Source organism: Salinispora fenicalii, assembly GCF_000514815.1.
GTDB lineage: Bacteria > Actinomycetota > Actinomycetes > Mycobacteriales > Micromonosporaceae > Micromonospora > Micromonospora fenicalii.
Window position 1 is genome coordinate 363,583 of the sequence record NZ_KI911471.1, and the last position, 25,792, is coordinate 389,374.

General features: G+C 69.7%; 23 protein-coding genes. 9 read left to right on the forward strand and 14 right to left on the reverse strand.

Features of this window, described 5'->3' with window-relative positions:
* Window positions 1-35: 35 nt before the first annotated feature.
* Both B116_RS0119595 and kstR read right to left on the reverse strand, forming a co-directional pair.
* Window positions 36-776 (reverse strand): hypothetical protein, encoded by a 741-nt coding sequence (locus tag B116_RS0119595; protein ID WP_018720023.1) that lies wholly within the window; start codon window positions 774-776, stop codon window positions 36-38.
* Window positions 777-1,262: 486 nt separating this feature from the next.
* Complete coding sequence (kstR, locus tag B116_RS0119600; RefSeq protein ID WP_033665115.1) at window positions 1,263-1,880, reverse strand: cholesterol catabolism transcriptional regulator KstR; 618 nt, start codon at window positions 1,878-1,880, stop codon at window positions 1,263-1,265.
* Between the two features lie 148 nt (window positions 1,881-2,028).
* On the opposite strand from kstR, the gene B116_RS0119605 reads away from it, so the two are divergent.
* The 5 genes from B116_RS0119605 (at window position 2,029) to pip (ending at window position 7,909) form a co-directional block, all read left to right on the forward strand.
* Window positions 2,029-4,278 carry an acyl-CoA dehydrogenase gene (locus B116_RS0119605; protein ID WP_027661055.1) on the forward strand — a complete coding sequence of 750 codons (2,250 nt, stop codon included), beginning with the start codon at window positions 2,029-2,031 and terminating at the stop codon, window positions 4,276-4,278.
* A 41-nt stretch (window positions 4,279-4,319) separates the two neighbouring features.
* Window positions 4,320-5,312 carry a bifunctional MaoC family dehydratase N-terminal/OB-fold nucleic acid binding domain-containing protein gene (locus B116_RS0119610; RefSeq protein ID WP_027661056.1) on the forward strand — a complete coding sequence of 331 codons (993 nt, stop codon included), beginning with the start codon at window positions 4,320-4,322 and terminating at the stop codon, window positions 5,310-5,312.
* On the forward strand, window positions 5,309-5,698 hold the full coding sequence (locus B116_RS0119615) for a hotdog family protein (RefSeq protein WP_018720027.1): 390 nt from the start codon (window positions 5,309-5,311) through the stop codon (window positions 5,696-5,698). Before B116_RS0119610 ends, B116_RS0119615 begins: the two co-directional genes overlap by 4 nt.
* Window positions 5,695-6,882 (forward strand): lipid-transfer protein, encoded by a 1,188-nt coding sequence (locus tag B116_RS0119620; RefSeq protein ID WP_027661057.1) that lies wholly within the window; start codon window positions 5,695-5,697, stop codon window positions 6,880-6,882. The genes B116_RS0119615 and B116_RS0119620 overlap by 4 nt, the downstream gene beginning before the upstream one ends.
* Window positions 6,883-6,946: 64 nt before the next feature.
* Window positions 6,947-7,909 carry a prolyl aminopeptidase gene (pip, locus tag B116_RS0119625; protein WP_027661058.1) on the forward strand — a complete coding sequence of 321 codons (963 nt, stop codon included), beginning with the start codon at window positions 6,947-6,949 and terminating at the stop codon, window positions 7,907-7,909.
* Here pip and B116_RS0119630 read toward each other — a convergent pair.
* From B116_RS0119630 to B116_RS0119645, 4 genes are read right to left on the reverse strand one after another with little or no spacing between them, the layout of a single operon-like run.
* A complete protein-coding gene (locus B116_RS0119630) occupies window positions 7,900-8,991 on the reverse strand; it encodes an acyl-CoA dehydrogenase family protein (RefSeq protein WP_027661059.1) in 1,092 nt (363 codons plus the stop codon). The genes pip and B116_RS0119630 overlap by 10 nt on opposite strands.
* On the reverse strand, window positions 8,988-9,995 hold the full coding sequence (locus B116_RS0119635; RefSeq protein WP_027661060.1) for an acyl-CoA dehydrogenase family protein: 1,008 nt from the start codon (window positions 9,993-9,995) through the stop codon (window positions 8,988-8,990). The genes B116_RS0119630 and B116_RS0119635 overlap by 4 nt, the downstream gene beginning before the upstream one ends.
* Window positions 9,992-11,242, reverse strand: a complete 1,251-nt coding sequence (locus B116_RS0119640) for an acyl-CoA dehydrogenase family protein (RefSeq protein ID WP_033667745.1) — start codon at window positions 11,240-11,242, stop codon at window positions 9,992-9,994. The genes B116_RS0119635 and B116_RS0119640 overlap by 4 nt, the downstream gene beginning before the upstream one ends.
* A 14-nt stretch (window positions 11,243-11,256) precedes the next feature.
* Window positions 11,257-12,102, reverse strand: coding sequence for an enoyl-CoA hydratase (locus B116_RS0119645; protein WP_018720033.1), 846 nt, complete (start codon window positions 12,100-12,102; stop codon window positions 11,257-11,259).
* 128 nt (window positions 12,103-12,230) lie between these two features.
* Here B116_RS0119645 and B116_RS0119650 point away from each other — a divergent pair, with 128 nt between their 5' ends.
* Both B116_RS0119650 and B116_RS0119655 read left to right on the forward strand, forming a co-directional pair.
* Window positions 12,231-13,391, forward strand: a complete 1,161-nt coding sequence (locus B116_RS0119650) for an acyl-CoA dehydrogenase family protein (protein WP_018720034.1) — start codon at window positions 12,231-12,233, stop codon at window positions 13,389-13,391.
* On the forward strand, window positions 13,388-14,182 hold the full coding sequence (locus tag B116_RS0119655) for an SDR family oxidoreductase (protein ID WP_027661062.1): 795 nt from the start codon (window positions 13,388-13,390) through the stop codon (window positions 14,180-14,182). Before B116_RS0119650 ends, B116_RS0119655 begins: the two co-directional genes overlap by 4 nt.
* Before the next feature lie 100 nt (window positions 14,183-14,282).
* Here B116_RS0119655 and B116_RS0119660 read toward each other — a convergent pair whose 3' ends face one another.
* Window positions 14,283-15,446, reverse strand: coding sequence for a steroid 3-ketoacyl-CoA thiolase (locus B116_RS0119660; protein ID WP_027661063.1), 1,164 nt, complete (start codon window positions 15,444-15,446; stop codon window positions 14,283-14,285).
* A gap of 112 nt (window positions 15,447-15,558) precedes the next feature.
* Here B116_RS0119660 and B116_RS0119665 point away from each other — a divergent pair, with 112 nt between their 5' ends.
* Window positions 15,559-16,785, forward strand: a complete 1,227-nt coding sequence (locus tag B116_RS0119665) for a cytochrome P450 (RefSeq protein WP_027661064.1) — start codon at window positions 15,559-15,561, stop codon at window positions 16,783-16,785.
* A 36-nt stretch (window positions 16,786-16,821) separates the two neighbouring features.
* On the opposite strand, the gene B116_RS0119670 is transcribed toward B116_RS0119665, so the two are convergent.
* The 3 genes from B116_RS0119670 to B116_RS0119680 form a co-directional block, all read right to left on the reverse strand.
* Entirely contained in the window at window positions 16,822-18,453 is a 1,632-nt protein-coding gene (locus B116_RS0119670; RefSeq protein ID WP_027661065.1) for a GMC oxidoreductase, read from the reverse strand.
* A gap of 191 nt (window positions 18,454-18,644) precedes the next feature.
* Entirely contained in the window at window positions 18,645-19,799 is a 1,155-nt protein-coding gene (locus B116_RS0119675; RefSeq protein WP_027661066.1) for an acyl-CoA dehydrogenase family protein, read from the reverse strand.
* Window positions 19,796-21,001: an acyl-CoA dehydrogenase family protein gene (locus tag B116_RS0119680; RefSeq protein ID WP_027661067.1), complete on the reverse strand. Its 1,206-nt coding sequence runs from the start codon at window positions 20,999-21,001 to the stop codon at window positions 19,796-19,798. The genes B116_RS0119675 and B116_RS0119680 overlap by 4 nt, the downstream gene beginning before the upstream one ends.
* Window positions 21,002-21,059: 58 nt before the next feature.
* Here B116_RS0119680 and B116_RS0119685 point away from each other — a divergent pair, with 58 nt between their 5' ends.
* Window positions 21,060-22,193 carry an acetyl-CoA C-acetyltransferase gene (locus B116_RS0119685; RefSeq protein WP_027661068.1) on the forward strand — a complete coding sequence of 378 codons (1,134 nt, stop codon included), beginning with the start codon at window positions 21,060-21,062 and terminating at the stop codon, window positions 22,191-22,193.
* On the opposite strand, the gene B116_RS0119690 is transcribed toward B116_RS0119685, so the two are convergent.
* The 4 genes from B116_RS0119690 to B116_RS0119705 form a co-directional block, all read right to left on the reverse strand.
* Window positions 22,171-23,238 (reverse strand): NAD(P)H-dependent flavin oxidoreductase, encoded by a 1,068-nt coding sequence (locus tag B116_RS0119690; RefSeq protein WP_027661069.1) that lies wholly within the window; start codon window positions 23,236-23,238, stop codon window positions 22,171-22,173. The genes B116_RS0119685 and B116_RS0119690 overlap by 23 nt on opposite strands.
* 61 nt (window positions 23,239-23,299) lie before the next feature.
* Complete coding sequence (locus tag B116_RS0119695; protein WP_027661070.1) at window positions 23,300-24,031, reverse strand: CoA-transferase subunit beta; 732 nt, start codon at window positions 24,029-24,031, stop codon at window positions 23,300-23,302.
* Window positions 24,028-24,870: a CoA transferase subunit A gene (locus B116_RS0119700; protein WP_027661071.1), complete on the reverse strand. Its 843-nt coding sequence runs from the start codon at window positions 24,868-24,870 to the stop codon at window positions 24,028-24,030. Before B116_RS0119700 ends, B116_RS0119695 begins: the two co-directional genes overlap by 4 nt.
* Before the next feature lie 30 nt (window positions 24,871-24,900).
* Window positions 24,901-25,647 carry an enoyl-CoA hydratase family protein gene (locus B116_RS0119705; protein ID WP_027661072.1) on the reverse strand — a complete coding sequence of 249 codons (747 nt, stop codon included), beginning with the start codon at window positions 25,645-25,647 and terminating at the stop codon, window positions 24,901-24,903.
* Window positions 25,648-25,792: the final 145 nt, after the last annotated feature.

Here is a 25,792-nt window from a genome sequence, read left to right on the forward strand (position 1 = left end):
GCCGCGGAGCCGCCGTGGTTTGTGGAGGCGGCCGGCTATGCCACGACCCCGGTGCGGCAGAGGAGCATGAGCTGCTGGAGGGTGAGCTCCTGCGTGTACGCCGCAGCGTGACTGCTGGCCCAGCTGAAGACAGTCTCGGCTGGCTGTTGGTTTGGCGTGCCCGGCGTCACGTCGTAGCCGTCGGAGGCGACGATCTTCTCGATCATCCTGGCGAGTTCGGCGGGACCACTGCCCGGGTAGCCGGTGCTGTAACCGGCGGTCTGCTTCTCGGGCAGGATATGCAGGGTGCCGCGGTCGGTGCGGGCCCAGACCATGTCGGCCTCTCGGTCGATGATGAGTGCGGCCAGCTGCTCGCCGTCGGGAAGTGCCAGGGGAGCGTAGGTGTGATGCTCCCAGTGCTCGTGGTTGCCAGTGACCGTCCGATAGTGGTGCACGGCGACGGGTAGCCAGGTGATCGGGTCACGGAAGGCTCGCCAGCACACGCAGCCGTCGCCCGCGACCGCGGAGGGGGAGTCGGGGTCGTCGTAGACGCAGGGATGCCAGAGCTGGGGCGCCTCGTCCGGGGTGAGGAGGGTGACGTGCAGGGCGTCCGGGGTGCAGGGCGTGAGTCGGTCCCGCCATTCGGACGCGTATCGGCTGGCGTAGGTATCGAGCTGCTGCCCCGCGTTGATGGCGCCACCGATGTACGCGGGTGGTTCGATGTAGAGCATGAAGTGCCAGTAGCCCCGCTCCGGGCTGTGGGCGAGATGCAGGTCCCGGTCGTGCTGATAGGTCATTGTGGGTGCTCTCCTGTCCTTCCCGGCGGATACCCTGCATCGGCAACGCCAGACCGGCTTCCTACCGGCGGATCCGACGTGACAGGCCCACCAGCGGAGAGCTCAGCCCGCTCGGCGCCGCCGTTGACGGCGGCGTCGCGGACGAGAAGAACGGAAACGCCGTCGTGGGCAACGATCGCATCATCCGGGTAGTCCCTCCCCGTCACATTGTTGACCCAGCCGGGAGTGTGGCCCGCATGGAGCCCGTGGTGCGCTTCCGACCTTCGCCCAGCACCGTAGGACAAGCCGAGTGACTGCGCCACCACCTAAGGTGAGTATCTATCGATTACTGGGAATCGACCCCTGGTCACCTTGTGGACCGGGGGTCGGTGTCGTCGCGACCCGAAGGTGGCGAGCCCAGGCTTCGCCGCCGTGGCCGACGATCCAGGCGTTCGCCGTCAGCCACGTCTCCGTCGATCCAGGCGTTCGCCGTCAGCCACGTCTCCGTCAGCGCAGCAACAGGCGGGCGGCGAGTTCGAGGTGCTCGTGCACGTCGTTGGCCGAGGCTCGCCGGGTCACCCAGGCGACCAGGCTGGATAGCCAGACATCGCCGATGACGCGGGCCTTGGCCCGGTCGTCCGCCGAGGGCTTGCCGTCGCGCATGGCCAGGATGAACATGTCTTCCATGAGTCGGGCGACGGCGTTGACCTCGGTGGCGGCGGTCGGGTCGGCGAACATGAACGCCCGGGTCATGGCTTCGGTGAGCATAGGGTCGCGCTGCATGGCGCGGGTGACCCGGCCGAGGACGAACGCGGTCCGCTCGTGTGCCGTCTCGCCCGGAATGGCGGTGCGACGGAGCCGGTCCTGCGTCCGCTCGAACTCTCTGGCCAGGGCGGAGACCAGAAGGTGGATTTTGGAGGGGAAGTAGCGGTACAACGTGCCGAGGGCGACGTTGGCGTGTTCGGCGACGGCGCGCATCTGCACCGCGTCGTATCCACCCCTGGAGGCCAGGACGAGGGTGGCGTCCAGGATGCGCCGTCGACGCTCACGCTGCGCCGCCGATCCTTGCTCGGCGTCGGTCAGGCTCCCCGCGCCCGGGCTTCTGGTGTGTGTTCTTGACGCCACCGTCTTGCCTTCCGTGATCTTGGTCGAATTGGCAGCGGTTTGCCACCCCAAGTCTAGCAACGGGTGGGACGCCGTGCGTTCAGGGCGGCTGGCGACACAGGGTAGAACATGTTCTACTAGCGTGAGATGTTCGGAGTGGGGAGGGTCGATGCCGATCGCGATGACCACCGACCAGTTGGCGCTCCAGGACGCGATCCAGCGGTGGGCTGTGGGGGCCAACGCCCTGGCCACCGTACGCGCGCTGGAGAACGGGCCGTCCGCGCAGGCCGATCGGCACTGGGCCGGCCTTGCCGGCCTTGGCTGCTTTGCCCTGGCCGTGCCGGAGCAGCTCGGCGGTGACGGTGGCCGAGTCAGCGAGTTGGCCGCCGTGCTGGAGCAGATCACTGTTGCCCTGGTCCCCGGCCCGATCATGCCCACCCTGCTCGCGACGCTGGCGCTCGCGTCTCCCGGGCCGATGCCCGCCGCGAAGAGCCTGCTGCCGGACCTCGCGGCCGGCAAGGTCTCGGTCGGGGTGGCGCTCACCCCAGGTGCGTTGACGGCCGTGCCGGCCGCCGGGGGCGGATACCGGGTGACCGGCCAGGTCAACGCCGTACTCGGCGCGGGGGGCACCAGCCACCTGATGCTGACCGCTGGCACCGGAACCGAAACGTTGTCGTTCGTGCTCGACTCGGAGCACGAGGGGGTTCGCCTCACCGCACGTACGCCGGTGGATTTCTCCCGGCCCCTGGCCGACGTGCGGTTGGCGGGAGTGCTCGTCAGGCCCGATCAGCTCCTGCCCACACCCGGGCCGGACCGACTCCGCGACTGCGCGGCGCTGCTGGCCGCGGTGGAGGCGGCAGCGGTGGCCTCCTGGTGCCTGCGCACCGCCACCGAGCATGCCAAGGTGCGGCGCCAGTTTGATCAGGCGATCGGATCGTTCCAGGCGGTCGGGCACCTCTGCGCCGGGATGCTCTGCCGGGCGGAACGGGCCACCGCGGTGGCCTGGGACGCGGCCCGCGCCTACGACCAGGCGCCGGAGGAGCTTCCCCTAGCCGCCGCCACCGCAGCCGCGATCGCCCTCGATGCAGCGGTGGACAACGCCAAAGACTGTATTCAGGTACTCGGGGGGATCGGGTTCACCTGGGAGCACGACGCCCACCTCTACCTGCGTCGAGCACTTGCCCTGCGACAGCTGCTCGGCGGCGGTGCCCAATGGCGGCAGCGTTGCGCGGAGCTGACGCTGGCCGGGTCGCGTCGGCACGTGTGGGCGGTCGGCGACGAGCTTCAGGCCGCAACGGAAGCGGCCCCACCGTCGTCCGGAGCCCGGACCGACACTGACTCCGCGGACCGGCTGGCGGTGCGCGCCCAGCTCCGGGCGATCGCGCAGCTTCCCGAGGCCCAGCGCCGTGCCCGGTTGGCGGCCGCGGGCTACCTCGCACCACACTGGCCGGCACCGTACGGCATCGACGCCTCGCCCGCCCAGCAACTGCTGCTCGACGAGGAGCTGGATCTGGCCGGCATCGTGCGCCCGGACCTGGCGATCGGCGGCTGGGCCGTCCCCACGATTCTGCACCACGGCAGTGCCGCCCAGCGGGATCGGTTCGCCGGCCCGTCCCTGCGGGGCGAGATCACCTGGTGTCAGCTCTTCAGCGAGCCGGAGGCCGGCTCGGACCTGGCCTCGCTGCGCACCCGCGCGAACCGGGTTCCGGGTGGTTGGCGGTTGTCCGGCCAGAAGGTCTGGACGTCGCTGGCGGCCGAGGCGGACTGGGCGATCTGCCTGGCCCGCACCGATTCCACGGCGAGCAAGCATCGTGGTCTGACCTACTTCCTGGTCGACATGCGCAGCCCCGGTATCGAGATTCGCCCGTTGCGCGAGATCACCGGGCGGTCGGTCTTCAACGAGGTCTTCCTGGACGACGTCTTCGTCCCCGACGAGGCTGTGGTGGGCGAACCAGGACAGGGCTGGCGGCTGGCCCGGGCGACGCTCTCCTACGAGCGGGTCGCGATGGGGCGCGGCCCCGGATTCGGTGCCGACGTGGACCGACTGGTCCGGATGGTGGGTGCCGGTGGACTCGCCAGCGAGCCGGGGATGCGGGAACGCCTGGGTGGCCACATCGCGGACGGTCTCGCTGTCTCCCTGGTGGAGTGCCGGGCCACGCTACGGCAGCTCGGTGCTGATCGAGGTGGGCCGGAGTCGGCGGTGGCCAAGTTGATTGGGGTCAGCCATCGACAGGCGGTGGCCGAGACGGCGCTGACGCTCTGTGGTCCGGACGGTGCCGCGGCCGACGGCGCGAGTCTGGAGCCGATCCACCACTTCCTCCTCACCCGATGCCTCAGCATCGCTGGCGGAACCACCCAGATTCTGCTGTCCCTGGTGGCCGAACGGGTGCTTGGCCTGCCCCGGGCAACCATGGGCTGAGTGCGGATCAGGCCAGCTACAGCGGGAGAAGGGAGGAGCCGATGGAGGGCACCATCCGCGCCGCCGCGGAGCGGATCCGGGCTGCCGGTGCGGGGCCGGCCCGGCCGGGCCGCGACCCGGTCAACCTACCGATGATCCGGAACTGGCTGGAGGCGATCGGCGACCGCAATCCGCGCTACGAGCAGGACGGCGTGGCGCCGCCAGCGATGACGCAGGTCTGGACGATGCGCGGCCTACATCCGGTCGTGGAGCCCGCCGATCCGCTGTCGGCCATGTCCGCCGTACTCGATCAGGCCGGGTTCACCTCGGTGGTGGCGACGAACTGCGAGCAGACGTACCACCGGTATCTGCGCGACGGTGAACGGGTCGAGGTGCGCAGCCGGCTGGTAGACGTGCGTGGACCGAAGCGAACAGCGCTCGGCGAGGGCTGGTTTGTCACCACCGACAGCACCTGGTACGTCGGTGCGGAGGCCGTGGCGTCGATGACTTTCCGGGTGCTCAAGTTCCGGCCGCCGGGCTCCACCGCGACCGCCCCGGCGTCCGAGCGGGCCCCAGCAGCAGCGTCCGAGCGGGTCCCGGCGGTGGTGTCCGAGCGGGCTTCGGGGGTGGCGTTCGAGCGGGCCGCGGCAGCGGTGGCGTCCGACGCGCTGCGGCCGGTCGTCACCCGGGACACCGCCTTCTTCTGGGCCGGCACCGCCGCCGGCGAGCTGCGCATTCAGCGGTGTGGCGGTTGCGGAGAACTGCGACATCCGCCGGGGCCGGTCTGCCGACAGTGCGGCGCCGACCGCCAGGACCACCTGGTCGCTCGCGGTACGGGTGAGATCTTCAGCTTCGTGGTGCACCGCCACCCGCCGGTGCCGGGGCGGCGGTTGCCGATCGTGGTCGCGTTGGTGGAGTTGACCGAAGGGGTACGGATGGTGGGCGAGGTGCTCGGAGCAGACCCGAGGCAGGTGCGGATCGGCGCCACGGTCCAAGTCGACTTCGTCCGCGTGGACACCGAGCTGACCCTGCCCGCATGGCGGCTGCTGCCATGAGCGTGGCGGTCGGCATCGTCCTGCCGGAACTGCGGATCCCGGTCACCCCGACCTTCGTGATCAGCACCGCTGTCGCCACCCGGGACTTCCAGGATGTGCACCACGATCGGGACCAGGCCGTTCGGCGGGGCTCGAAGGACATCTTCCTCAACATCTTGACCACGACCGGACTGGTGCAGCGGTACGTGACCGACTGGGCGGGAGCGACGGCGATGGTGCACAGCGTCGCGATCCGGCTCGGGGCGCCGTGCTACGCGTACGACACGCTCGTCCTGACCGGCCAGGTGACGCAGGCGTCGTCAACCGGATGCGTGGTGGCCGTGGTGGGACGGGTTACCGGGGGCGATCACGTCACCGGACAGGTTGAGGTCGGGAGGCTTCCGTGATCTCGGGGAGTGCGGCGATCGTCGGGGTCGGCGAGACCGAGTTCTCCAAGGACTCTGGCCGCAGCGAGCTTCACCTGGCAGCGGAGGCGGTCCGCGCCGCACTCACCGACGCCGGGCTGGCGCCGACCGATGTCGACGGCCTGGTGACGTTCACCATGGACAGCACCGCCGAGGTCGCCCTGGCTCGGGAGATCGGTGCGGGGGAGCTGCGTTTCTTCAGTCAGGTCGGCTACGGCGGCGGCGCGGCCTGTGCCACGGTGCAGCAGGCGGCCCTGGCGATCAGCGCCGGGGTGGCGCGGGTCGTGGTCTGCTACCGCGCGCTCAACGAACGCTCCGGCCGCCGCTTCGGCCGGGTGTCCCGGGACGTCTCGAGCGCACCGACCAGCTCCGGCGTCGACAATGGCTGGCACTACCCGATGGGGCTGGGTACCCCGGCCGCTACCGTGGCCATGGTCGCCCGGCGCTACCAGCACGTCTTCGGAGCCACCGGGGAGGACTTCGGCCGGGTGGCGGTGGCTGCCCGCCGGCATGCCGCGACCAACCCGCGAGCCTGGTTCTTCGACCGACCGATCACCCTCGCCGACCACCAGGCGTCCCGGTGGATCGCCGAGCCGCTTCGGCTGCTGGACTGTTGCCAGGAGAGTGATGGAGCGGTCGCCGTGGTGGTGGCCGGCGTCGAGCGCGCCGCCGACCTGCGGCAGACCCCCGCGGTGATTACCGCTGCCGCGCAGGGGAGCGGAGCGGACCAGTATGTTATGACCAGCTACTACCGCGACAACCTGACCGGGCTGCCGGAGCTCGGTGTGGTCGGGCGGCAACTCTGGCAGCAGTCCGGTCTCGTCCCCGACGATGTGCGGGTCGCGGTGCTGTACGACCACTTCACCCCGTACGTGCTGATGCAGTTGGAGGAGTTGGGGTTCTGCCCGCCGGGCGAGGCACGGCACTTCATCGCCGACGGTGCGATCGAACTGGGCGGACGGCTCCCGGTCAACCCGCACGGTGGGCAGCTCGGGGAGGCCTACATCCATGGGATGAACGGCATCGTGGAGGCGGTCCGGCAGGTCCGGGGAAGCTCGGTCAACCAGGTCGCCGGGGCGGGTCCGGTGCTGGTGACCGCCGGCACCGGCGTGCCCACCAGCGGCCTGCTGCTCGCGTCCTCGGGCCGCGGCTGGGTTGGGCGCTGAGTCAACTCCGGCTCCGGCTGGAGCCCGAGCGTGGGGTCAGCACTCAACTGGTTGAATCACCCGAATGACGCGTTTGTATCCCGAGATCGAACCCTTCGCAGCCGGCCTGCTCGATGTCGGCGACGGTCACCTCGTCTATTGGGAGAGCTGCGGCAACCCACTCGGCAAGCCGGCCCTGGTGCTGCATGGTGGCCCCGGTTCTGGCGTCAGCTCCGGCTGGCGGCGACTCTTCGATCCGGCCGTCTACCGGATAGTCCTGTTTGATCAGCGGGGGTGCGGGCGCAGCACACCGGACGCGGGCGACGTGCGAACCGACCTGTCGACCAACACCATGCCGCACCTGCTGGCCGACATCGAGAAGCTGCGGACACACCTGAACATCGACCGGTGGTTGCTGCTCGGCGGATCGTGGGGCAGCGCGCTCAGCCTCGGCTACGCCCAGCAGCATCCTGACCGGGTCACCGAACTGGTGCTGTTCAGCGTCGTCACCAGCACCCCGGCCGAGCATCGGTGGATCACCCGCGACCTTGGACGGATCTTCCCCGAACAGTGGGACAGGTTCCGGGATGCGGTGCCGGCCGCCGAACGCGACGGCAACCTGCCCGCCGCCTACGCCCGGCTGTTGGCAGACCCGGACGAGACGGTGCGGGACCGAGCCGCGCGTGCCTGGTGCGCCTGGGAGGACGCACTCGTCTCGAACCTGCCCGGCAGTGGACCCGACCCCCGGTTCGAGGACCCGGCGTTCCGGATGACTTTCGCCCGCCTCGTCACCCACTACTGGGCGCATGACGGTTGGTTCGCCGATGGTGAGTTGATGGCAGGTGCACACCGGCTCGCCGGAATTCCTGGCGTGCTGGTCCACGGCCGGCTCGATCTGGGCAGTCCGGTGGACGTACCGTGGCAACTGTCCAAGGTCTGGCCCACAGCGCGGCTGGAGCTGATTGCCGAGGCCGGTCATGGGGCCGGACACGGCATCGGGGACGCGGTCATCACCGCCTTGGACCGATTCGGCGCCTCCTACCGCTGAATGCCGAGGACCGCCTCCGCGAGGCGGGCGAGATGTGCCTGCGGGTGCCCGAAGAGGTGAGCGGCCCCGTGGGCCCGCTTGAAGTAGCGGTGCGCGTCGTGCTCCCAGGTGATGCCGATGCCCCCGTGTAGCTGGATCAGCTGCGCGGCGGCCTGCTCCAGTGCCTCGGCGCAGTGGACCGCGGCCCCGGCGGCGAGCAGGTGGGCGTCGGGTGCGTCCGAGTCGAGACTCGATACCGCGGCGTATGACAGGGAGCGAGCGCTCTCCACCGCGACGTGCAGGTCGGCCAACCGGTGCGCGATCGCCTGGAAGGCGCCGATCGGCCGGCCGAACTGCACCCGGGTCAGCGCGTACGCCACGGTCAGCTCCACCGCCCGGGTGGCGGCCCCGACCTGCTCGGCGCTGAGTGCGACGCAGGCGATGTCCCGGACCCGCTCCAGCGGGTTCACCTCGCCCAGCTGACGACCGGGCGCACCGTCGAGCACGACCACTCCCAGCCGGCGGGTCAGGTCCACGGTGGTGACCAAGCGTCGTTCCACGCCCGCGCCGCGGGGGTCCACCTCGAAGAGTCGGACCCCCACAGGGGTGCTCGCGGCGACCAGCAACACGTCGGCCGAGGGGGCATCGAGCACGTAGTGCGCCTCGCCGGAGAGCCGGCCGCCCTTCGTCGCCGCGAAGGCGGGTCGGTGTGGATCCCAGTCCCCGTGTTGGTCGGTCCAGGCGAGCGCGGCCAGCCGCTCCCCGCTGACCAGGTCGGGCAGGATCCGGTGGCAGGCCGCCTCGTCCCCGCTGTGCAGCAAGGCCTGGCCGGCGAGGACCGCGCAGCCGAGCATTGGCGCGGGACTGAGGGTACGGCCCAACTCGTCCAACACGATATGGGCCTCGCCCAGGCCGGCGCCGAGCCCACCGAACCGTTCGGGTACGGCGAGTCCCGCCACTCCGATCTGGCCACACAGCACCTGCCAGAGCTCGGCGTCATCTCCCGCCGTTGACTCGGTCACCTCGGCGATGGACCGGTCGGCGGTGTGCCGGGACAGCACACCACGGACGCTCATCCGAAGGGCTTGCTGCTCCGCCGTCATGTCAGATCTCCAGCGGCTAGTGCGGTCCGGATCCGATCGCGGTGCCAGGACTGGGTGCCCCAGGTCCGAGCTAGCGCCCAGACTCTGGTCAGCCAGGAGCCGAGGCCGGACTCCCGGGCGTACCCGATCGCCCCGTGCACCTGTAGGGCGGTGCGGGCGGCCCGCTGGGCGGCGTCGGCGCAGGCAATCTTCGCGGCGGAGACGTCGCGGGCAGCCGTGGACGGGTGGTCGGCGAGGGCGACGGCGGCGGCGTACAGCAGTGGCCGGGCGAACTCGAGGTCGATCGCCACGTCGGCGAGCTGGTGCTTGACCGCCTGGAACTGCCCGATCGGTTGGCCGAACTGGGTGCGTTGACCGGCGTACCGGAGGGTCGTCTCGAGCAGCGCGTGGCCCGCTCCGAGAAGCTGCGCCGCGCAGGCCAGCGCACCGGCGTTGAGGGCGTGGGCGACCGCCGGCCCGACGGCCGGGCCGCTCGCCAGCAGTGCTCCGTCGGCTACCTCGGCCACACGTCGGGTGTCGTCCACCGAGCGTCGTCGCGGCCCTGGCACCCCGAGGCGTAGCGTCCGCTCGTCCGCCCGGAGAACCAGGGACGCGACATCGGCGTCCGTCGCGTACGGCACGTGCGGTGCCACGGCGAGCGTCCCGAGCACCTCGCCGCTGGCGAGCCGGGGCAGCCAGGCGTCGCAGAGCGCGTCGTCGCCGAGCGCTGTGAACAACGCGGGCAGGGCGGCGATGGACTCGGCGGCCGGACCGGGCAGGGCGTGGTGCCCAAGCTCCTCGCACGCGACGACGACGTCCGCCGGGTGGGCGGTCAGGCCGCCCCACCGGGCCGGCACCGCCAGACCGGTTACGCCGAGCTCCGCCAGCCGGCGCCAGAGCACCTGCCCGGGAGCCGGGTCGTCGGCGGCCCACCGGCGGGCGACGGTGGGAGTGTCCGCCTCGGTCAACATCGCGTGGAGGGCGGCGGCGAACTGCTCCTGCTCCGCGGTCAGGGTCAGCTTCATCGTCGATCCCGGGGCAGGCCGAGTACCCGCTCGGCGATCACCGTGCGTTGGATTTCGTTGGTGCCGGCGTAGATCGGACCCGCCAGGGAGAACAGGTAACCGTCCAGCCAGGCGTCCGCGTCGCCGTCATCGGCCCCCCGGCCCGTCGGGTCAGTCCGGAGACCGCCGGTTTCGGCGTACGGCCCGAGCAGGTCCAGCGCCGCCTCGTGCAGGGCGACATCCAGTTCGGACCAGAAGACCTTGGTCATGCTGGCGGCGTGGTCACCGCCTCGCGACGTCGGCGAACCGGTCCGCCCGGGTCGATCGTCTCGGCCGGGGCGTGGCGGAGGCTCGGGTATGCGGTCGGCGGCTTCCTGGGTGGCCGTGCCGTAGCTGTGCAGCTGGTAGGCCCGGGCGGCGATCCAGCCATCAACGACGCGGTCGGACAGCGCCGGGTCGGCGTGCGGACCGGCCCGGCGCCACAGTCGCACGAGCCGCCCGGCGGCGGCGGTGAAGCGTCCGGGGCTGCGCAGCGACAGCCCGCGCTCGTGGCCCGCGGTGCTCATCGCGACGGTCCACCCCTGGTGCACCTCGCCGAGCACGTCGGCGTCGGGCACGAACACCTGGTCGAGGAAGATCTCGGCGAAGCCGGTCGCACCGCCCAGCTGGTGGATCGGCCGGACCGAGACGCCCTCGGCACGGAGGTCGAACATGAGGTAGGTCAGGCCGTGGTGGCGGTCCGCTCCGGTGCGGAAGAGCCCGAACGCCCGATCGGCCTGTGCCGCCCGGCTGCTCCAGGTCTTCTGCCCGGACAGGAGCCACCCGCCGTCGGCGCGTACCGCACGGGAGCGAATGCCGGCCAGGTCGCTGCCGGCCTCCGGCTCCGACCAGGCCTGCGCCCACACGTCGTCGGCCCGAGCCATCCGCGGGAGCAGGCGCGCACGCTGCTCGGCCGTGCCGTGCGTGAACAGGGTTGGGGCCAGGAGGAAGAGGCCGTTCTGGTTGATCCTGACCGGAGCCCGTGCGCGGTGGTATTCCTCCTCGAAGATCAGCCACTGCAGGGGGGAGAAGCCGCGCCCACCGTAGGCGGTAGGCCAGGCCACCACCGACAGCCCGGCCGCGGCGAGGTGCCGTTCCCACGCTCGGTGGGCCAGGTCACCCTCGGGGGTGTCAATGGGTGGCAACTGCGTGGCGGGCACGTTCGCGGCCAGCCACGACCGGACCTCCGCGCGGAATGCGCGGGTCTCGTCGTCGAGGTCGAGGTTCATCGTGCCGGCTGGTCTCACGAGCCGGACCTTGCCTTCATGCTTGCGGCGTCCATCCCGGCCAGCGGGTCGCCGGCAACCTCTGCGTTGTGGGCGTGGGCGAGGTGGTGCAGACCGAAGGCGGCGTCCATCGCCGAGCGCATTCCCATCAGGTCCTCCGCCTGGTTGACGGCCCGTTTGGTCAGGGCCAGTCCGAAGCGGGGCATTTCGGCGATTCGCTGCGCGAGACCGAGGGTGTGGGAGTGTAGCTCCGCGCGGGGGACAACTCGGTTGACCATGCCAACCTCGTACGCGCGCCGAGCATCGAATCGATCCCCGGTGAAGAGGATTTCCTTGGCGAAGCGGGGTCCCAGTGTCCACGGATGGGCGAAGTACTCCACGCCGGGAATACCCATTCGGACCACGGGGTCAGCGAAGTACGCGTCCTCGGCCGCGATGATCAGGTCGCAGACCCAGGCGAGCATGAGCCCGCCGGCGAGGCAAGCTCCCTGCACCATGGCAATGGTCGGCTTTGGAAGCTCCCGCCAGCGCCGGCACATGCCAAGGTAGACCTCCATCTCCCGGGCGTACCGTTGATCGGCGCCGGACCGGCCGACGTGGTCCCACCAGAGCACTGCCCGGCGCTCGAAGCTCTTCTCGACGTCTCGGCCGGGTGAGCCGATGTCGTGGCCCGCGGAGAAGTGCTCTCCGGCACCGGCGAGCACGATGACCGCGACCGAGTCGTCATTCACGGCCTCGGTGAAAGCGGAGTCGAGGGCGTAGGTCATCGCCGAGTTCTGGGCGTTTCGGTAGCGGGGCCGGTTCATCGTGAGCACCGCCGTTGCACCTTGGCGTTCGAGTCGTACCAACTCGTCCTGTGTCACTGCGCTGCCTCCTGCCGAAGCACCTGCTCAAGTGGTCTGTCGGTCGGGTCGTGCGGCGTGGTTTCCTGTTCGTACACAAGCAAGTGCTTGGTAGGGTGAGCCTACGCGGGCTTCGGGAGGTGACACCAGTGCACGACGATGAGTTCCGGCGGGCGGTGCGCGACTGGCTGGCGGAGAACGTCAGCGCCGAGTTGCGGGGGGTGGGCGGACCGGGCCGGGAGCACGAGGCATACCGCGAGCGGCTGGCCTTCAACCGTCGGCTAGCCACCGCCGGCTGGACCTGTCTCGGCTGGCCGGTCGAGCACGGCGGTCGGGGCGCAACGCTTGCCCAACAGGTTGCCTTCCACGAGGAGTACGCCCGTGCCGGCGCCCCGGCGCGCGTCGGATATCTGGGTGAGGAGCTGCTCGGCCCGACGTTGATCGCCTACGGCACGCCGGAGCAACGCCGGCGCTTTCTGCCCGGGATTCGGGCCGTCGAACAGCTGTGGTGCCAGGGGTACTCCGAACCGGGGGCGGGGTCTGATCTCGCCGCCGTGGCGACCCGAGCCCGACTCGTCGGTGACGAGTGGGTCATCGATGGACAGAAGGTGTGGACCTCCCTGGCGCACGTGGCGCATTGGTGCTTCCTCCTGGCCCGGACCGAGCCCGCCGGCACTGGGCCGCCCCAGGCGGGGCTCTCCTATCTGCTCGTGCCGATGCGGCAACCCGGCATTACGGTGCGGCCCATCCGCCAGCTGACCGGTACCTCGGAGTTCAACGAGGTTTTCTTCGACGGCGCGCGCACCTCGCGGGACATGGTTGTCGGCGAGGTCGGCCAGGGGTGGCGGGTGGCGATGGGTACCCTCGCGTTCGAGCGAGGCGCGGCGACGCTCGGCCAACAGGTCGGGTTCCAGCGGGAGCTGGACCGGCTGGTGGCGCTCGCTCGGCAAACCGGTGTCGCCGGCGAGCCACAGCTGCGCGACCGGCTTGCCCGCGCCGCTGTCGGGCTCTGGGCGCTGCGCGCACACACCCTACGGACGATGGCCGAGGCTGACCAGTCGGGTCCGGGGCAGACAGCGTCGGCGGTGAAGCTGCTCTGGTCGCGGTGGCATCAGCAGCTCGGCGAGTTGGCGATGCAGGTGCGCGGCGCCGCCGGAATGGTTGCCCAGGACGCCCCCTACGACCTGGACGACTGGCAGCGCCTCTTCCTGTTCAGTCGCGCGGACACGATCTACGGCGGGTCGGACGAGATCCAACGGGGCATCATCGCCGAGCGGGTTCTCGGCCTGCCGCGACAGGCCCGCGGATGAGGTCCCCGGGCCCGACGCCGCCGTTTCGCCCGGCCGGTCGCGAGCTGCTCGCGGAGAAGGTGGTGGTGGTGACCGCGGCGGCGGGATCCGGGATCGGGGCGGCCGTGGTGGAGCGCTGCCTGGACGAGGGCGCGTTCGTCGTGCTCAGCGACCGGCATGTTCGGCGGCTTGCCGAGAGCCACGAACGGCTCTCGGCTGACTATCCGGGCCGGGTTCGGTCGCTACCGTGCGACGTGACCGACGAGCAGGCAGTCGGGGCGCTGGTCAACGCCGCAGTGGCTGGCTACGGACGGCTGGACGTGATGATCAACAATGCCGGACTCGGCGGCACCGCGTCGGTCATGGAGATGACCGACGACGAGTGGTCGCGGGTGCTGGACGTGACTCTGACCGGCACCTTTCGCTGTACCCGGGCCGCGGTGCGGCAGATGCAGGTGCAGGGCCACGGTGGTGTCGTGGTCAACAATGCTTCGGTGCTGGGCTGGCGGGCCCAGGCCGGTCAGGCGCACTACGCAGCCGCCAAGGCGGGGGTGATGGCGTTCACCCGGTGCACGGCGCTGGACACGGCGCCCTACGGCATCCGGGTCAACGCCGTGGCGCCCAGCCTCGCCATGCACCCCAACCTGTCGAAGGTGACCGGTGCGGACCTGCTCGCCGAGCTGATCGACCAGGAGGCGTTCGGCCGGGCGGCGCAGCCCTGGGAGGTCGCGGCCGTCATTGCCTTCCTCGCCAGCGACTACGCCTCCTATCTCACCGGTGAGGTGGTGTCGGTCAGTAGCCAGCATCCCTGAGCGCCGCTGCGCCCAACCGCGGGCGCCGTGCCTAACGGCGGGCGTTGGGCCCAACGGCGGGCGTCGGGCCCAACGGCGGGCGTCGGGCCCAACGGGTGGGTCAGAGGCGCTCGATGATGGTCGCGGTGGACATGGCGCCGCCGGCGCACATCGTGATCAGTGCGGTGCGGGTGCCGGTCCGCTCCAACTCGTGTAGAGCGGTGGTGAGCAGCCGGGCCCCGGTGCTGCCCACCGGATGCCCGAGGGCGATCGCGCCACCGTTGACGTTCACCTTCTCCGGGTCGGCGCGGTGCACCGACAGCCAGGACAGCACGACGGCGGCGAACGCCTCATTGACCTCGAACCGGTCAACATCCTCGATCTTCATGCCGGCGCGGGCCAGCACGCGTTCGGTCGCCTGTACGGGGCCATCCAGGTGGTAGTAGGGCTCGGCGCCGATCAGGCACTGGGCGACGATCCTGGCCCGTGGGCGGAGACCGAGCGCGCGAGCCCGATCAGCCTCCATCAGCAGCACCGACGCGGCGCCGTCGGAGATCTGCGACGAGGTGCCGGCGGTGTGCAGCCCGCCCTCGACCACCGGTCGCAGTCGGTTCAGCGCCGCCAGGTTGGTGTCCCGCAGGCCCTGGTCCCGCTCCACCGTGCGGGTGGCCCCGGTCGGCTGCCCCTCGGTGTCGAGGACTGGCGCGGTCACAGGTACGACCTCGCGGTCGTAGTGCCGCTGCGCCCAGGCCTGAGCTGCCCTGGCCTGCGAGCGTACGCCGAACTCGTCCACCGCTGTGCGGGACAGTCCTCGTCGGGCGGCGATTCGTTCGGCGGCGACATACTGGTTGGGTAGGTCGATCTCCCACGATTCCGGCCGGGGTGTGCCGGCGTCAACGCCGAGATTCGCGCGCAGCGGCACCCGGCTCATCGCCTCGACCCCACAGGCGATGCCGACCTCGATGGCGTCGGTGGCGATGAGCCCGGCGACCAGATGGGCGGCGTGCTGGGATGACCCGCACTGGGCGTCGATGGTGAGGCAGCCCGTCCGGTACGGCAGGCCGGCGTGTAGCCAGGCGGTGCGGGTGATGTTGTTGGACTGCTCGCCGCCCTGGGTGACACACCCACCGATGACCTGCTCGACCGTGTCCGGGTCGAGGTCCGCGTGGGTGACGAGGGCGCGTTGTGCCGCGCCGAGCAGCGCGGCGGCGTGTAGCCCCGCCAGCCAGCCGCCGCGCTTGCCGATCGGCGTGCGAACCGCGTCAACGATCACCGGAGTGCCCATCGCACCGTCCCTTCGGATTGAGAACGTGTTCTCCGCGCCGGAGCTCACGCTGCGTTGTCGAAACAACATTTGATCTGTTTGAATATTAGAACAGGTTACAGTAGGAGGTTCGATGACTGAGCCGCGTATTCCAGCGGGATTTGATTTCACCGACCCCGCCGTCTTGGAGCGCCGTGTGCCTCGGGAGGAGTTCGCCGAGCTTCGCCGGACGGTCCCGGTCTGGTGGAACGTCCAACCGAGGGGCGCAGCCGGCTTCGACGACGACGGGTACTGGGTGGTCACCCGATACGCCGATGTCATGGCGGTCTCTCGGGACAGCGAAACCTACTCGACCCGGGAGAACACCGCGATTGCCCGATTCCAGCCGGGCACCACCAAGGCGGACCTCGAGATGCAGCGGGTCATCATGCTCAACGTCGACCCGCCGGAGCACACCAAGCTACGGGCCATCGTGTCCCGCGGCTTCACGCCCAGAGCGATCAACGCGCTGCGCGGGTCGCTGGCGGAGCGGGCCGAGCGCATCGTGCGGGACGCGGCAGTGCGTGGCACGGGTGACTTCGTCACCGATGTCGCCTGCGAACTGCCGTTGCAGGCGATCGCGGAGCTGATCGGGGTGCCACAGCATCACCGTCGCAAGGTCTTCGACTGGTCGAACCAGTTGATCGGCTACGACGATCCGGCGTACGGCGTGGATCCGTTGGCCGCCGCCGCCGAACTGCTCGCGTACGCGATGGAGATGGCGAACGAGCGACAGCGCAACCCGAGCGACGATCTGGTGACCAAACTGGTCAACGCGCAGATCGACGGTGAGCACCTGACAACTGACGAGTTCGGCTTCTTCGTGATGCTCTTGGCGGTTGCGGGCAACGAGACGACCCGGAATGCGATCACCCACGGCATGTTGGCCTTCCTCGAGCACCCAGATCAGTGGGAACTGTTCAAGGCCGAGCGCCCCCGGAGCGCGGTCGAGGAGATCATCCGCTGGGCGACCCCGGTGAACGTCTTCCAACGCACCGCGTTGGTCGACACCACCCTGGGCGGGCAGGCGATTTCCGCCGGCCAACGGGTCGCGCTCTTCTACGGGTCGGCCAACTTCGACGAGTCGGTCTTCGAGGAGCCGGAACGGTTCGACATCACCCGTAGCCCCAATCCCCACCTGGGGTTCGGTGGTAGTGGTGCGCACTTCTGTCTGGGTGCGAACCTCGCCCGCCTGGAGATTGAACTGATCTTTAATTCGATCGCCGACCATATGCCGGACATCCACAAGGTGGCCGAACCGCAGCGGCTGCGGTCGGGCTGGATCAACGGCATCCGAGAGATGCCGGTGCGGTACCGCTGAACGGGGGCCCGGCTTGCGGCCGGACCCCCGTACGGGTCAGGAGTGCGCGGCGAGGAACCGGTCCATGCAGCGTTCGGCGTTGGCGGTGATGGTCAGGGAGGGGTTGGCCAGGCAGGCCGTACCCGGCAGGATTGATCCGTCGATGCAGAAGAGGTTGGGGTAATCGACGCAACGACCGTCGAAGTCGGTGGCCTTGCCCATGACCATGCCGCCCAACGGGTGCCAGGTGTTCGCCGCGCCGAGCCCGGTGCCGACACCCCGGGCGTAGGTTGGCAGACCGTGCAGGAGGTACCCCTTGCGGCCCTCGGTCTCCCACCACAGTCGGGTAACCAGGTTGACCGCCGCCTTCTCGGAGGTGGTCTCCAGCACCCCGTACGGCCAGTGCACCTTCCCGGTCCCGGTATCCGGGTCGTAGCGAATCTCGCCTCGTTCCGGAGTCATACTGGTTACCAGGTGGGCCGTGGTACGTGGCATCCAGCGGGGGACCGGTGCCGCCTCCCACGCCATCGAGGTGGGCGCGTACGGGTTGTCCTCGTCGATGTACTTGACGTTGCCCGGACCACCCTGGGCGTAGCCGACGTCCTTTCGCAGGTTGATCCGGGTTACCAGGAAGTCGCCGTTGTTGCCCCAGCCCTTGCCCACCTCCTGGTTGACCAGGCGGGGAAGCCCGCCCCTGGCCCGGGAGGTGAGCAGCAGCGAGGTGGTGTAGACGGAGCCGGCCGCCATGAACAGGTAGTCACAGACGAAGGTCTTGGTGGACAGGACCGTGCCGTGCTCGTCGATTTGGCGGCACCGGATTTCGAACTTGTCCTGGCCGGACACCTCATGAATTTCGGTGACCTCGTGCAACGCCAGTGTGGTCACGTTGCCGGTCGCAGTGGCCCAGGCGAGGTAGTTGCGGTCCACGCTGTTCTTCGCCCCGGAGTTGCTGCCGTACGGTCCTTCGCCGATCGTGTGGCATGGCACGGCGTCACCGGCGAGTTCGGCACGGATCACGTCCCAGTCCACGGCGAACGGAATGGGCAGGGGGGTCTGCTTGAACTCCGACAGGTAGTTGAGCCAAGCCCGGGCTCCCCGGTAGGGGCCGGTGCTCTGCACATCATCGGGAATTGGCGTGGCGCCGAGCCGTTGCCGGGCCCGCGGCCAGTAGACATTGTTCATTTCGTCGTATCCGACCTCGCTCGGATACACCTGCTCCCACTCACTGCGCCGCGGCTGCGGTAGGAACATCCCGATGGCGAGGGAGCCGCCACCAACTCCGGTTCCGCTCAGCACCGAGATTCCATCGCCGTCGTGTCGGGCGATCAACCCAGCACGTTCCTCGATTCTTGAGCCGAGGTTGATGCCCAGTGGCGGGCGGTCCAGGAACCAGCCGCATCGCCAGTCCGGCTCATTGATGCCGCAGAACGTGGTGCCCGAGCCGTCCACATCCCAGCGACGACCTCGCTCTAGCACGGTGGTAGCCACACCGGCCTGGCCGAGTCGGTAGGCGGCGACCGCCCCGCCGAAGCCACTGCCAATGACCACGGCGGTCTTTCCCGCCAACGCGGGTACCGGACCACCCGCCTGGGCCGCCTGCTGGCCTAGGGCGGCCCCGGCGACGGCGGCGCCGGCGCCGAGCGTGGTGGCCCGTAATAGGCCACGTCGGGAAAAGCTCGTACCTGTCATGCTCGGCCCCTTCAGTCGCTGGTCGTAATCGGTGTTCGAGGCCGACTGGTCGCACCGGTCTTGCCGGCCGTCCCTCGGCTCGGAACCCCCGCTGGTGGTGACTGGCGTGCATTGTTTTGGCTCAGTCGCGACGGTTGTCCACGCAGTTCGGCTCGGACGCGGTGATTCCGCTTATATTCATGAATATCAATCTATTGCGTACTCTTCGCGTCGTCAACGCCTCGTGGCTCAGACCCATGGGGCAGTTGGTCGTTGCCCCCCGCGGCGAGGGCAGCCCCGATCACCCGTAGTTGGGCCGTGGCGCTACCCAACCGGAACTCGTGGTGCTTCGCGGCGAGAAAGTAGCGGTGCAGTTGGTGGTCAAGGTCGATTCCTACTCCACCGTGGAGGTGGATGGCGGTATGCGCGACCCGATGTCCGGCGTCGGCGGCCCAGAACTTGGCCGTCGCCACCTCGGTTGGGCAGGGTAGCCCTTCGGCGAGTCGCCAAGCCGCCTGCCAGAGCGTGAGCCGGATCGCCTCGACATCGACGTACGCGTCAGCTAGCCGCTGCGCCACCGCCTGGAAGGTGCCGATCGGACGACCGAACTGGATCCGGGTGCGGACGTACTCGGCGGTCAGCTCCAGCGCCCGCTCGGTCACCCCGAGTTGGGTGGCGCAGGATCCGATCATGGCCCGGTTGGTAAGCCAGCTGGCGATGGTTCTGCCGTCCGCGACGGTGCCGAGCAGTCGGTCGTCGGGAAGGGGCACCCGGGCCAGGTCCAGCCAGCCGGCCCCCTCGCCCCCCGCCACCTGCTGCGGCTCCACGGTTACCCCGGGGTCGTCGGTGCCGACCAGGAAGACCGCGACCGTGCCATCAACCTCGGCCGGCACCAGTACCAGGTCGGCGTCCGGTGCGGCTGGCACGGTCGTCTTCGCGCCGGTCAGCACCCAGCGGCCGGTGACGCGTTCGGCCCGTACCGCACCCTCCGCGAGGGCGGCGGTCAGGATCATGGCCCCGTTTCGGGCGGGAGTAACCCAACGCGTGAGTTGTCCCTCGTCGCCGAAGGTGGCCAGGCCAGCCGCCGCGGTGACGATGCTGGACAGGTAGGGCACGGGGGCGACACTCCGACCCACCTCGACCAGGATGCCGCACTGCGCCAGGAGACCGAGCCCGTCACCGCCCGCCCGGCGGGGCAGTGCAGCGGCGAGCACTCCCGCCGTGGCGAGTTCCTGCCAGAGCGGTCGGTCCAGGCGGATTTCCTTCGCCTCGATGTCCCGGAGCCGGTCGGCGGTGACCCGGTCGGTGAGGATCTGCCGGGTTAGCAGGGCGAGGTCGCGGTGACTTTCGTCTGGGGTGAATCTCATGACTGCTCCTGCCGTTGACGGCGCCGGCGGGCCGCCGGCAGACCCAGGCCGACGGTGGCGATGATGTCCCGCTGCACCTCGTTCGTGCCGCCGCCGAAGGTGAGGATCAGGGCGGAGCGGTGCAGCCGCTCCACTCGTCCGCGTAGCAGGGCGCCGCGGGACCCCTGCCGCACCGACGCGTTCGTGCCGAGCACCTCCATGAGCAGCCGGTACGCCTCGATGGCGAACTCGGTGCCGTAAACCTTGGTCGCCGAGGCGGCGGCCGGGTCGAGGCCGGTGGCGGACTCGGTGGCGAGTCGCCAGTTGTAGATCTTGAGGAATTCGGCCTTGGCGTGCACTCGAGCCAGGTGCAGTTGGACCCACTCTTGGTCGATGACCCGCTGCCCGGTTGGCAGGGTGGTGGCGAGGGCCCAGTCCCGCACCTCGCGTAACGCGTGTCGAATCGGGGCTGCCGAGGTGAGGGCGACCCGCTCGTGGTTGAGCTGGTTCGTGATCAGCGGCCAGCCCTGATTCTCCGCGCCGACCAGGGCGGAGCGCGGCACCCGGACATCTGCGTAGTAAGTGGCGCTGGTGGTTGGTCCCGCGACCGTACGCACGGGAGTCCAGGAGAAGCCGCTCGCGTCGGTGGGCACGATGAGGATGGAGAGGCCTTCGTGCTGGGGTGCCTCCGGGTCGGTGCGGCAGGCCAGCCAGACGTAGTCCGCGTACTGGATGAGGCTGGTCCACATCTTCTGACCGTTGATCACATAGGTCTCACCGTCGCGGACTGCGGTGGTGCGTAGGGCCGCCAGATCGGTGCCCGCCTCCGGCTCGGAGTAGCCGATCGAGAAGTGCAGCTCACCGGCGGCGATCCGGGGCAGGTAGTCGGTGCGTTGCTGCTCGGTGCCGAAGCGCATCAGCGTCGGCCCGATCGTGTTGATGGTCAGGAACGGAACCGGCACCCCCGCGACAGCCGCCTCGTCGGTGAAGATGAGCTGATCCAGCATGGACCGGTCGCTGCCGCCGTACTCCCGGGGCCAGCCGAGTGTCAGCCAGCCATCCCGGCCCAGGCGTCGCACGACGTCCCGGTAGACCGTGCCATCGCCGTATTCGCCGCCGGTCATCGCGAGCGCCTCGCGGACCTCCGGGTTCATCAGCTCCGCGAAGTATGCCCGCAGCTCAGAACGAAGTTGTTGCTGATCGACCGAGTAGGTGAGGTACATGGCGCTGCCCCGTTCGGCTAGATTTAGAACGTGTTCTAGCATACTGGAGGAGGCGACAATGAGCGAGGCGTACCTTGTCGACGCGGTGCGCAGCCCGGTGGGGCGGCGCGGTGGTGGGCTGGCCGGGGTGCACCCCGCAGACCTTGGCGGTCAGGTCATCGCGGCCCTGTTAGACCGAGTGGGGGTTGATCCGGCGGCGGTTGATGACGTCGTCTTCGGCTGCGTGGACACTGTGGGCCCCCAGTCCGGTGACATCGCCCGGACCTGTTGGCTGGCGGCCGGCCTCCCGGAGGACGTGCCCGGAGTGACCGTCGACCGACAGTGTGGCTCGTCCCAGCAGGCGGTGCACTTCGCTGCCCAGGCTGTCCTGGCCGGCACGGCGGACCTCGTGGTCGCCGGTGGGGTTCAGAGCATGAGTCAAGTGCCGATCGCGAGTGCGATGGCCCCGCACGGCCCGTACGCCGGCTCCGTCGGATGGGCGGCTCGCTATGGCGAGGAAGAGATCTCCCAGTTCCGCAGCGCAGACCTCATCGCCGCCCGGTGGGGGATCACTCGTCCTGAGATGGAGCAGTATGCGTTGCGTAGTCACGAGCGGGCGGTCCGCGCCCGGGAAGCGGGCCGGTTCGCCGCTGAGATTGTGCCCTGCGCGGGCTGCACGGTCGACGAGTGCCCGCGACCGGATACCTCCCTGGCGGCGATGGCCACCCTTGCTCCACTACGTCCCGACGGGACAACCACCGCGGCCCTCGCCAGCCAACTCGCCGACGCGGCCAGCGTTGTGCTGGTCGCCTCCGAGCGGGGACTACGGGTGCATGGGCTGTCGCCCCGGGCCCGCGTCCACCACCTCAGCGCCCGGGGCGACGATCCAGTGCTGATGCTGACCGCGCCGATTCGGGCAACCGAGGTCGCGCTGCGGCGGGCCGGCATGACGCTCGACCAGATTGACCTGATCGAGATCAACGAGGCGTTCGCCAGTGTGGTGCTTGCCTGGCTGCGCGAAACCGGTGCGGATCCGGATCGGGTCAATGTCAATGGCGGGGCGATCGCCCTTGGGCATCCGCTCGGCGCGACCGGCGCGCGACTGATGACCACCCTGCTGCACGAGCTGGACCGCACCGGCGGCCGGTACGGGTTGCAGACGATGTGCGAGGGGGGCGGCCAGGCGAACGTCACTGTTGTGGAGCGGCTGTAAGCCGGGAAAGGCAGCCCTCTGCCTCGACCACGATTCGGTCGATGAGCTCCACACACGAGGGGAGATCGTTGATCAGTCCCACCACCTGGCCGGCAGACATCACTCCGAGGTCGGCTCGGCCGTCCACCATCGCCGCCCGGAGGAGGACCGGGGTGTTGGCGGCCATCAGCGTCTGGGACCAGGAGAGCTCACGACCGCGTCGGGCGGCGAAGCCGTCCCGGATCAGCGTTGGCCAGGGCATTTCGGTGTGTCGGCGCAGCGCGAGGACCCGACCGAGCGAATTGATCAGGGTGCTGATCCGTCCCGATCGTTCGAGCCGGTCAACGAACCGCGTCCGGAGAACCCGGTGCGGTACGCCATCGACCTGTGTGGTGACCACCGTGTCGGTAGGGCCGCTGTCGAGATAGGTCTGTTTCACCGCTGACCCGACCGGGCTGTCACTGGTCAACAGGAATCGGGTACCCATGGCGATTCCCGCCGCGCCGTAGGCGAGGGCCGAGACCAGGCCGCGACCGTCGAAGAAGCCGCCGGCCGCGACCACCGGAATGTCGACCGCGTCCACCACCTGGGGGAGGAGCAGGCTGGTGGGGACCGTTCCCGTGTGCCCACCACCCTCGCCCCCCTGGACCAGGACGGCGTCCGCGCCCCAGGCGGCCACCTTCTCCGCATGCCGGAGGGCGCCGACCGACGGGATGGTGATCACCCCGGCGTCGCGGAGTCGGCTGATGAGGTCGCGACGCGGCGCGAGCGCGAACGAGACGACCCGGACCGACTCCGCGATGACCAACTCGACCCGCTCCCGCACGTCCGTTGCGTCCGCGCGCAGGTTGACCCCGAACGGCGCGGAGGTACACCTGCGCACCTCGTGGATCGCCGCGCGCAACTCATCGAGGTTCATCGTGGCTGAGGCGATGATGCCGAGACCGCCGGCCTTGGCCGTCGCCGCGGTCAACCGGGCACCGGAGACATAGCCCATGCCGGTCTGCACGATGGGGTACTGGACGCCGACCAGCTCGGTCAGCTGGGTGTGCAGTGCTGGGTGCATGGTTGACTCCCTGCTGTCGGCACCGGAGCGGGCTCGGCTTACCGGTGAGGCGCGGCGGGATTCACCGACCTAGCTCGCGATCTCGCAGCCCGGCCGGGTCCAGTTGGTCGCGGATGAGCCGCTGCTCACGATCGCTGGGGGTTCTGGTCTCCGGCAGCTCATCCGGCAGATGTAACGGGAAGCCAGTCGCGGCCACGACCTCGTCAACGCTGACGCCAGGGTGTACCGAGCGCAACCGCATCCCGCGATCCGCTGACTGGAAGTCGAGGACCGCCAGGTCCGTCACCACCACGCGGATTTCGTGGAACCGGTTGCCCGGGGAACCGAGGACGGCGGCCCGGTCGTAGCCGATGCCGCAGATCAGGTCGACCCGGTCCACGAAGACCCGCCGACTGTGGCGGGGCACCCAGTAACTGGTCGGGTGGTTGATGGTGTTTCCCGGGGCGCCGCGCACCCCGAGCAGCTGGGTGGTGGGTTGTGCCCAGGAGCCGATGCAGGAGATGTTCTGGTTGCCGTGCCGGTCCAGCTGGCTGGCGCCCATCATGACGTGGCGACGGCCAGCGGCGACGATGCCGAACACCGCGCGGTAGGGAAGCCACCCCTCCGCTCCGTCGTCGCCGACCAACTCGGCCTCGCCGTCACTGAGCACCAGGTCGGGAGCGAAGGTACGGCGAGCAAGCTCGGCGCCCAGGCGGGGGATCAGTCCCATGCCGCTGGCCAGGATCTCCCCGTCGCCACGCCACGCCTCGGCGCAGGCGACGATGCAGACCTCGGCGCGGCTGGCCCCGGTCACGATACGGCCCGCTGGTAGTGGGCCTCATCCCCGTCGAGGTATCGAGCCCGGAATCGGCTCCAGGCCTGTGGGCTGGCAGCGGATTTCGCGTACTCGCGCTGAAACGCCTCGTCGCGGTCGTAGTCCGGCACGCAGCTGGTGAAGTGCGCACCGTGTGGGGTCTCGATGACGCCGTTGACCATCATTCGGCTGATCAGCAGACTCTGCGCGGGACCGCCGACGCGCAGCTCGGCCGGGTCGACCAACCGTTCGCAGGAGATGAAGCTCCTGGCGGCGGCGAGGCAGAAGAGGTCGTCGAAGTACGGGTCCGGACCCAGGTACTGCCCATTGCCCTGGCGGTCGGCCCGGTTCAGGTGCACGAACGCAACATCCAGGGTGAGGGCCGGCATCGCCACCAGCTCCTCACCGTCGGAGTAGGGGGACCGCACCGTACGGAGTTCGGGGTTGACTCGCAGGACATCGGAGCCCAGCCCGGCGCGGATCGGCAGGTAGGGAAGTCGCCGCGCGGCGGCGAGCAGCCCCCAGTGCAGCATTCCCTCGTCCAGCTCGGTCAGCTCGATGGCGCCCAGCTGTCGGGCTCGTCGAAAGTGGGGTTCGAGGGCGATGCTGTCGAGGGAGACGAAACCGGTCACCACTCGCCGCACCCGCCCCGCCGCCACCAACAGGCCGACATCAGGTCCGCCATAGGAGACGACGGTGAGATCCGTCAGGGCGGACCGGGCGATGGCCCGGACCAGCGCCATCGGTTTACGTCGTGATCCCCAACCTCCGATGCCGACTGTCATGCCGGAGCGTAACTCGCCGACTACCTCCGCGATGCTCATCACCTTGTCGGCCATGGGGGCAGGCCACTCTCCTTCGTCGTCGGTTCAGCGCTTGCCTCGGTCGAAGAAGCTCCCTCTGGCCCGGTCGGACACGCCCGCGAGGTTCAGCTCGAAGGTGAAGCCCTGCTCGTAGCGGTAGGATCGCCGGAGGTCAATGGGGTCGATTCCGTTCAGTGACTCCTTTGCCCGGCGAATGATGACTGGGTCCTTGGCCGCGATCTCCTCGGCCACCCGGCGAGCGGTGGCGGCCAGTCGTTCCCGTGGCACCACGTCGAGCACCGAACCGAAGTCCCGCAACTCGGGTGCGGTGATCCGCCGGCAGGTGTAGACCATCGCCCGCATGAGTTGCTGTGGCACCAGTCGGGACAGGTGCGTCGCACCGCCCAACGCGCCCCGGTCCACCTCCGGTAGGCCGAAGGTGGCATCGTCGGTGGCCACCACGATGTCGGCGCTGCCGGCGAGGCCGACGCCGCCACCGAGGCAGAAGCCGTGTATGGCCGCCACGACCGGCACCGGGCACTCGTAGATGGCGGCGAAGGCGGCAAAACAGCCCCGGTTGACGCCGATCAGCGCCGCGTGGTCGGCGCTGTGCTGGAGCTCCTTGAGGTCCACGCCGGCGCAGAATCCTCGCCCCTCGGCGGTGAGGATTACGGCCGCCGCAGCGGGGCTGGCGGCAGCGGTCTGGATGGCATCGGCCAGCGCGAACCAGTCGTCGCTCGCCAGGGCGTTGACCGGGGGGATGGCGATGACCACCTCAATGATCCGTCCGTCGCCGCGAATGTCGATGCCCATCGTTGATGCCTCCAGATCCACCGGATGCTCCGCAACGGAGCTGACCGGATGCTCGCAACGGAACCGACCGGATGCTCTGCAACGGATAGAGATACGCCGTGGAACCTAGCGCTTGCTTGGCAGGAATCTATCACGAAGGCCGAGC

Bases quoted from the DNA above. Each gene is read 5' to 3' on its own strand.
- B116_RS0119595 (WP_018720023.1), bottom strand. From the start codon at position 776: ATGACCTATCAGCACGACCGGGACCTGCATCTCGCCCACAGCCCGGAG.
- B116_RS0119605 (WP_027661055.1), top strand. From the start codon at position 2,029: ATGCCGATCGCGATGACCACCGACCAGTTGGCGCTCCAGGACGCGATC.
- B116_RS0119610 (WP_027661056.1), top strand. From the start codon at position 4,320: ATGGAGGGCACCATCCGCGCCGCCGCGGAGCGGATCCGGGCTGCCGGT.
- B116_RS0119615 (WP_018720027.1), top strand. From the start codon at position 5,309: ATGAGCGTGGCGGTCGGCATCGTCCTGCCGGAACTGCGGATCCCGGTC.
- pip (WP_027661058.1), top strand. From the start codon at position 6,947: ATGACGCGTTTGTATCCCGAGATCGAACCCTTCGCAGCCGGCCTGCTC.
- B116_RS0119630 (WP_027661059.1), bottom strand. From the start codon at position 8,991: ATGACGGCGGAGCAGCAAGCCCTTCGGATGAGCGTCCGTGGTGTGCTG.
- B116_RS0119635 (WP_027661060.1), bottom strand. From the start codon at position 9,995: ATGAAGCTGACCCTGACCGCGGAGCAGGAGCAGTTCGCCGCCGCCCTC.
- B116_RS0119640 (WP_033667745.1), bottom strand. From the start codon at position 11,242: ATGAACCTCGACCTCGACGACGAGACCCGCGCATTCCGCGCGGAGGTC.
- B116_RS0119655 (WP_027661062.1), top strand. From the start codon at position 13,388: ATGAGGTCCCCGGGCCCGACGCCGCCGTTTCGCCCGGCCGGTCGCGAG.
- B116_RS0119660 (WP_027661063.1), bottom strand. From the start codon at position 15,446: ATGGGCACTCCGGTGATCGTTGACGCGGTTCGCACGCCGATCGGCAAG.
- B116_RS0119665 (WP_027661064.1), top strand. From the start codon at position 15,559: ATGACTGAGCCGCGTATTCCAGCGGGATTTGATTTCACCGACCCCGCC.
- B116_RS0119670 (WP_027661065.1), bottom strand. From the start codon at position 18,453: ATGACAGGTACGAGCTTTTCCCGACGTGGCCTATTACGGGCCACCACG.
- B116_RS0119675 (WP_027661066.1), bottom strand. From the start codon at position 19,799: ATGAGATTCACCCCAGACGAAAGTCACCGCGACCTCGCCCTGCTAACC.
- B116_RS0119680 (WP_027661067.1), bottom strand. From the start codon at position 21,001: ATGTACCTCACCTACTCGGTCGATCAGCAACAACTTCGTTCTGAGCTG.
- B116_RS0119685 (WP_027661068.1), top strand. From the start codon at position 21,060: ATGAGCGAGGCGTACCTTGTCGACGCGGTGCGCAGCCCGGTGGGGCGG.
- B116_RS0119690 (WP_027661069.1), bottom strand. From the start codon at position 23,238: ATGCACCCAGCACTGCACACCCAGCTGACCGAGCTGGTCGGCGTCCAG.
- B116_RS0119700 (WP_027661071.1), bottom strand. From the start codon at position 24,870: ATGGCCGACAAGGTGATGAGCATCGCGGAGGTAGTCGGCGAGTTACGC.
- B116_RS0119705 (WP_027661072.1), bottom strand. From the start codon at position 25,647: ATGGGCATCGACATTCGCGGCGACGGACGGATCATTGAGGTGGTCATC.